Below are 6,607 nucleotides of genomic sequence, written 5' to 3' on the forward strand. Positions count from 1 at the left end.
GCGGGCATCGGATGAAACTTTCCCCAACAGATGCTGCGTTTATCTACATGGAGACTGCCAGTACTCCACAACATCTCGCTAACGTATGTGTAGTGGATGGTCATTTCACTGCAGAAGATATGCGCCTTCGACTAGAACGGCGGGCACACTTACTTCCTGCATTTAGACGCAAGCTGCTTTTTGTACCCTTCAACATGGATCATCCTCGATGGGTGGACGATCCTGACTTCGATTATGCGAATCATATTCGTGAGCATAGATTACCTGAAGGTAGTTCTCTCCAGGATGCGCTGGATTTTGCGACTGAACTCAACGAACCACTCCTAGATCGGGCTCGGCCTTTATGGCGGATTGAAGTCATACACGGGCTCAAAGATGTGACTATCTTGCTCCACTCTGCGCACCACTGCTTGCTCGATGGTGCTTCCGCAGTGGAAATCGCTATGACGTTATTCGATTTCTCGGCTGAACCGGCGGATATTCCTGACGCACAAGTTCTTGAGGTTGAGGATGCCCCCAGTGCTGCCCAGCTCTTGAGCGAAAGCATGGCCGCATACTACAAAGTATGGTCCGAACCACCTCAACTTCCAGATTCTGACACGCAAGCTGAGCTGACCAAAGCCAGTCAGATAATGTCGGAGTTTGTCTCCAAACCGGCAATAACGCCTTCATTTAACATGACGCCAGTCGGTCCAAAGAGAAAACTCCGTTTTGCTGAATTCGAGTTTTCGGATATCAGAAAACTCCGGGAACTGGGTGGAACTGTTAACGATATTGCGCTGGCTATCGTGACAGAAGCAGTCGCGCGTTATTTGAAGTCGATTGATGAGCAGGTGGATGGACAACACTTTAGATTAATGTGCCCAGTCAATGTTCGTACCGAAGATGAAAAAGGAAGTTTGGGGAATCGTATCTCTGCCCTCTATCCGTATCTTCCAGCGTCTCCGATGGGCGCATTAAAACGGCTTGATACGGTAATCGCCGAGATGCTGAATCAAAAAGATAATGGTAACGCCCAGGCGCTCGCGCTGGTCGGTGAGATGATGGGTGGCCTTTCTCCGGTGGCCTTTGCGGCATCACAGCTTGTTGGAACTCAGTTTGATTGGTCTTCATTTGCAGCTGCAAATCCGTCTCCAGTGCAGCAGCCGGTAACAGGATTCCAGCAACCGAATTTTGGTATTAACTTTGTTTGTACAAACGTGCCTGGTGTCCAAGTACCTCAGTTCGTTGAGGGGTGTGAAATCCGTCAGCAAGTACCTTTAATGGTATTGAGCGGAAATCTGGGATTGGCGGTCACTGTTACTACATACAATCAGAGTTTGTATATTGGGTACAACTACGACCCGAGAATAGTCGCTAATGGAGAATCGTTAGTAGAGCATACATATGAGGTAGCCGATGAGTTACGCGAGGCTCTCAAAGAAGACGAAATGTTCGGAACGTGACGAGGAGAATCATGTGAGCAGTGTTGGTCTTTCCGAAGGGTTGAAAGGAGATATAGCCGAAGCGATCCGTGCGCATTCTCCGATTCCTGAGATAAACATCCAACTCGATCTAGCCGAAGCCTATCGAGTACAACATGAGATCACAGCTTTGCGTTCACCCGAGGGAACCGATGGCATCAAAGCTGGCGTGACGGCTAAAGCTGCACAAGGATATTTTGGACTTGAGCACGCGCTGATTGCGAGCTTATATGCCAGCTCTCAGCATGATGCCGCTGCCAGTCTTCCGTATGTTCCCGGTCGAAAGTTGGAGTGCGAGTTGGCAGTCATTGTGGATGAGCATGGCACACCTAAAGCCATTGCGCCTGCGATTGAGATTGTCCTTGTTCAGTTCGCGCGGGCAGAAGACATGTCGGCTAGTAATCTTGTAGTTACAAATTTGGGTGCGGATAAGTTCATTGTTGGTGACTTTTTAAACTGGGCGCCTTCATATGAAGATGCAAGTGCGCACCTGTCGCTTAACGGTGAAACAGTCAACACCGCAGCAATGACTGATGCTATTGGTGGGCCTGAGAAGTCCGTGCCTTGGATGTGGAATGAAGCTTTGTCTCGTGGATTCGAGACGAGTGGAGATACTCTCCTACTCACTGGTGCTTGCGGTACGGTTGTGCCTGGGGAGCGTGGGTTTTACAAAGCGGATTTTGGGGCTTTGGGCAATATTGAATTCGAGATTGACTGAGCCGAAATTGGCACAGTTTGTTTAGTTAACGAGAGGTTAGACGTAAAATGAACAACACCAACAAATTCTATATCGATGGCGAATGGGTGGCCCCTTCAGGCTCAGAGACGTTGGACGTCATCAATCCCGCCACTGAAGAGCCGATTGCTCAGATTGCAATGGGGACCAAGGCAGATGTTGATAGGGCCGTTTCTGCCGCGAAGGACGCGTTCAAGTCTTTTTCACAAACAACAGTGGAAGAGCGATCCGACATTCTGAGTAGGATTATCGAGTGCTACAAGGCTCGTATGGGCGACATTGCAGGGATTGTTTCACAAGAGATGGGCGCGCCGATAGGACTTGCCAACGCAGCTCAAGCACCGTCCGGTCTAGGGCATCTAATGCATGCGCTTAGCGCGCTTAAGAACTTCACATGGGAAGAAGATTCTGGGTCTGCCAAGATCGTCCGCGAACCCATTGGGGTATGTGGCCTCATCACGCCATGGAACTGGCCGCTCAATCAGATTGCCGCCAAGGTGGGCCCAGCGATCGCTGCGGGTTGCACCATGGTGCTAAAGCCTTCTGAGATAGCGCCACTAAACGCCATTTTATTTACTGAGGTTCTACACGAAGCCGGTGTTCCGGCTGGAGTATTTAACCTTGTTCATGGAGACGGCCCCAACGTTGGTGTTGCGATGTCCTCCCATCCGGACATCGACATGATGTCGTTTACGGGATCTACGCGTGCAGGCATATCCGTGGCACAAGAATCGGCGGTGACCGTAAAACGTATCGCGCAGGAGCTCGGTGGTAAGTCGCCTAATGTGATTCTTGATGATGCTTCCTTTCCAGAAGTGATCGCACGCGACACGTTTGGCATCTGCATGAATACAGGACAATCGTGTAACGCGCCTACGCGCATGCTTGTTCCCGCAAATCGGATGGAAGAAGCCGCAGCGATCGCGAAGGCGACGGCTGAACAAATCAAAGTGGGAGATCCAGGCGATAAAGAAACGCAGATTGGGCCCCTGGTCTCTGAGACTCAATTTGAAAAAGTTCAGGCGCTCATTCAAAAGGGGATCGATGAAGGGGCCACCCTTCAAACGGGTGGGGTAGGTCGCCCAGATGGTTTAAATCGAGGTTACTTCGTAAAACCAACCATCTTCTCGGATGTGAGTAACGACATGACGATTGCTCAAGAAGAAATCTTCGGTCCTGTACTGTCGCTCATTCCTTATGGTGATGAAGATGACGCCGTGGAGATTGCCAACGATACGGTGTATGGGCTTGCCGCGTATGTTTCTAGTGGCGACCTCGAGCATGCGGCTGAAGTTGGGCGAAAGATTCGAGCAGGCAATGTCCATCTGAACGGTGCTGGCGTTGATCCGGGTGCACCATTTGGCGGATACAAACAATCCGGTAATGGTCGCGAGTTCGGGAAGTGGGGCTTGGAAGAGTTTTTGGAAACGAAAGCCTTGCTGGGTTACAACGTTGCGTCTTAACTCGCGTATAGGAGCTGATGATGTTTAGTCCTGCTTTGACACAACTTGTCGTGAACGACATTGATACGTCGATTGATTACTACGAGTCCGTTCTCGGGTTTGAGACGACGCTTCGCCACGAGACGTCGTTTGCAAGCTTGTCCCGGGATAAGACTGAGATACATCTGGTGGCCGGAGAAGAAAAGCATCCAGTTTCACACATGGAATTAGAAGGCGAACGGATCAGCGCATATATCTGGGTGAGTGATTTTGATGCGCTGTATAAGGAATATGAAGCGGCAGGTGCGGACTTTGTTTATCCGCCAACAGAGCACGTTTGGGGTGCTGTCGATTTTTGCGTTAAAGACAGGGACGGATATCGAATCTGTTTTGCACGCGCCGCGCTTTCGTGACGGAACAGTCTAGCGTCCCATTTCACACGAAAGCTTCGTATGGCTTTGGTGCGGTTGCGTATGGCATCAAGAATAATGGTTTCGACTATTTCTTCCTGTTGTTTTATAGCCAAGTCTTGGGATATGACGCTGCCATTGTTGGCGCCGCGCTGACAACCGCGCTGGTATTCGATGCGTTGTCTGATCCGTTGGTTGGCTACTTCTCGGATAACCTGCACTCCCGCTGGGGGAGGCGTCATCCGTTTATGTATTTCGCTGCGGTGCCAGTGTCCGTTTCCTATTTCTTTATTTGGAATCCGCCCGCCGAGCTTGACGGTGCGCTCGCGTTTGTCTACATCGCCTCCCTCGCAGTGTTCGTTCGCCTTCTCATCACCATGTATGAGGTGCCTAGTTCTGCACTTGTGGCAGAGATGACGGATGATTACGACGACCGAACGAGCATGCTGAGTTATCGGTACTTCTTCGGTTGGGCCGGTGGTGCGTTGATGGGCTCGTTTGCGCTTGCATTTCTATTGGTGCCAACAGAAGAAATTGCCAATGGCATGTTCAACGTCGATGGCTTCAATCGTATGGGGTTGGTCGCGTCGCTCTTTATGTTTCTTGCCATCATGATTTCGGCGTTGGGTACGCATAGCTTCATTCCTCGGCTGAAACAGCCGCCGACGAAAACACCGTTCACCTTGAAGCGGGTGTATGGAGATCTTTTTCAGACGTTAGCCACGAGATCCTTTCTGGCGCTTTTCCTATCCGCGTTGTTTGGATCAGTCGCCACAGGCGTTAGCGCTGGGTTGAATTTCTACATCAACTCCTATTTCTGGGAATTTTCGAATCAACAAATCAGCCTGCTCTCGATCTCATTGGTCGTGTCGGCTGGTTTAGGCGCGATGATCGCGCCATTGGTTTCTCGGCGACTTGGGAAGAAAAAGGGCGCTATCGTTGTGGGCATATTGGCGTTCACTGTGGCGCCACTTGCTGTCGTGCTCCGCTTGCTTGGGATCATGCCTGAGAATGGTAGTGACTCGCTATTCCCAATCATTCTGACCATTACGATTTTTGATTGGGGTTTGATTATTGGCTTTCAAACACTGATGGCTGCCATGATTGCCGATCTGGTTGAAGACTCAGAACGGCAAACAAAGCGACGGTCTGAAGGTGTCTTTTTTTCAGCGATCACGTTTACGCGAAAGCTTGTGCAGGGCGTGGGCATCGTGACAGCGACGATTATTCTCTCAATCGCTCAGTTCCCCGCAGGTGTGATGCCCGGTAACGTGCCAGAGGAATCTTTGTTTACCTTAGGCGCGTTGTATGCACCCACGTTATTCACTTTGTGGATGGTCATGATTTGGTGTTTGGGCTTTTACAAGATCGATCGCGAAGTACATGAAGAAAACTTACGAGCGATTCGAGAAGAACAGAATAGTCGTTCTGCTCCAACGTAGTGGTTGCGTTCGATAGTGGAAAAAATGGCGTTACTCTGATTGGTCTACCGGGCTCTGGAAAGTCCACGGTTGGCGTCCAGCTTGCCAAGGTACTGGCGCGGCCGTTCGTAGACACCGACATTGAGCTGCAGACGAGCATTGGATGTTCACTTCAGACGTACCTAAGCGAACGTGGGATCGATGCTTTACGTCAAGCTGAGGCAGATTGCATACAGCAGCTAACTCTATGTGGGCAAGTCATTGCCACTGGTGGATCCGCTGTATATGACGACGACGCCATGAAGTACCTGTCGAACTCTAGTGCCATCGTGTTTCTCGAAATCGACTATGAAACTATGCTCGAAAGACTTGGTGACTTCTCACAGCGCGGTATTGCAGCGGATCTGAGTTCTGGTTTGATGCCGATGTTTGAAGAAAGGCGAGCGCTCTACTTGCGCTATGGAACATTCTCCGTGGATGCGATGCGTTCCGTTAGCGACGTTGTTAATCAGATTACGAACGAGCTGACTATCAGTAACAGATGAGGAGATTACATTGAACCTAGAAGCCGTGAAAGTCGGCCAAAACGTACCGGAAGACATCAACGTTGTCATAGAGGTCCCGGTGGGTGGTGAACCGATTAAGTATGAGATGGATAAGGCATCAGGCGCGCTCTTTGTTGACCGCTTCCTCTATACGTCGATGCGATACCCGGGTAACTATGGTTTTGTCCCACATACTCTTTCAGACGACGGCGACCCTATTGATGTTCTGGTGGCAAGCACTCGAGCCATCACCCCTGGAGCGGTAATTAACTGTCGACCAATCGGTGTGTTAATCATGAAGGATGAAGCAGGACAAGATGAAAAAATCATTTCCGTACCGTCAGCTGCTTTGACTCGCCGCTATGAAGATGTGAAAGAAGTGAGTGACTTACCGCAGATTACCCTTGATCAAATAGCCCACTTTTTTGAGCACTACAAAGACCTCGAAGGGGAAAAATGGGTGCAGATTGATAGATGGGGCGATTCGAGCGAGGCAAAGCACATGATCGAGACGGCAGTCCATAATGCCTCATAGGTTCCGAGAAGCGTGGTGCTGCCGGGCAGTTACTAATGTGCCGTTGGGACCTCGG

The 6,607-nt window shown here is 50.3% G+C and carries 7 protein-coding genes; all 7 read left to right on the plus strand.

Features of this window, described 5'->3' with window-relative positions:
* The first annotated feature begins 11 nt into the window (after window positions 1-11).
* Genes ACMZ66_RS00640 through ppa form a run of 7 tightly spaced genes read left to right on the plus strand, consistent with a single transcriptional unit; the run spans window position 12 to window position 6,552 of the window.
* The gene (locus ACMZ66_RS00640; protein WP_416933266.1) at window positions 12-1,445 is read left to right on the plus strand and encodes a wax ester/triacylglycerol synthase domain-containing protein; all 1,434 of its coding nucleotides are present in this window, start codon (window positions 12-14) and stop codon (window positions 1,443-1,445) included.
* A 13-nt stretch (window positions 1,446-1,458) separates the two neighbouring features.
* Window positions 1,459-2,181 carry a hypothetical protein gene (locus tag ACMZ66_RS00645; RefSeq protein WP_416933268.1) on the plus strand — a complete coding sequence of 241 codons (723 nt, stop codon included), beginning with the start codon at window positions 1,459-1,461 and terminating at the stop codon, window positions 2,179-2,181.
* A gap of 47 nt (window positions 2,182-2,228) precedes the next feature.
* Window positions 2,229-3,662, plus strand: a complete 1,434-nt coding sequence (locus ACMZ66_RS00650; RefSeq protein WP_416933270.1) for an aldehyde dehydrogenase family protein — start codon at window positions 2,229-2,231, stop codon at window positions 3,660-3,662.
* Between the two features lie 17 nt (window positions 3,663-3,679).
* Window positions 3,680-4,054: a VOC family protein gene (locus ACMZ66_RS00655; RefSeq protein WP_416933272.1), complete on the plus strand. Its 375-nt coding sequence runs from the start codon at window positions 3,680-3,682 to the stop codon at window positions 4,052-4,054.
* Entirely contained in the window at window positions 4,051-5,493 is a 1,443-nt protein-coding gene (locus ACMZ66_RS00660) for an MFS transporter (protein WP_416933274.1), read from the plus strand. The genes ACMZ66_RS00655 and ACMZ66_RS00660 overlap by 4 nt, the downstream gene beginning before the upstream one ends.
* Window positions 5,493-6,017, plus strand: coding sequence for a shikimate kinase (locus ACMZ66_RS00665; protein ID WP_416933276.1), 525 nt, complete (start codon window positions 5,493-5,495; stop codon window positions 6,015-6,017). The genes ACMZ66_RS00660 and ACMZ66_RS00665 overlap by 1 nt, the downstream gene beginning before the upstream one ends.
* 10 nt (window positions 6,018-6,027) lie before the next feature.
* Window positions 6,028-6,552 (plus strand): inorganic diphosphatase, encoded by a 525-nt coding sequence (gene ppa, locus ACMZ66_RS00670; RefSeq protein WP_416933278.1) that lies wholly within the window; start codon window positions 6,028-6,030, stop codon window positions 6,550-6,552.
* The last annotated feature ends 55 nt before the right edge of the window (window positions 6,553-6,607 follow it).

The organism is Thalassospira sp. (assembly GCF_048059015.1).
Lineage (GTDB): Bacteria > Pseudomonadota > Alphaproteobacteria > Rhodospirillales > Thalassospiraceae > Thalassospira.

What these genes read in the sequence shown, in the direction of transcription:
- ACMZ66_RS00640 (WP_416933266.1), top strand. Translation starts at nt 12, where the DNA reads ATGAAACTTTCCCCAACAGATGCTGCGTTTATCTACATGGAGACTGCC.
- ACMZ66_RS00650 (WP_416933270.1), top strand. Translation starts at nt 2,229, where the DNA reads ATGAACAACACCAACAAATTCTATATCGATGGCGAATGGGTGGCCCCT.
- ACMZ66_RS00655 (WP_416933272.1), top strand. Translation starts at nt 3,680, where the DNA reads ATGATGTTTAGTCCTGCTTTGACACAACTTGTCGTGAACGACATTGAT.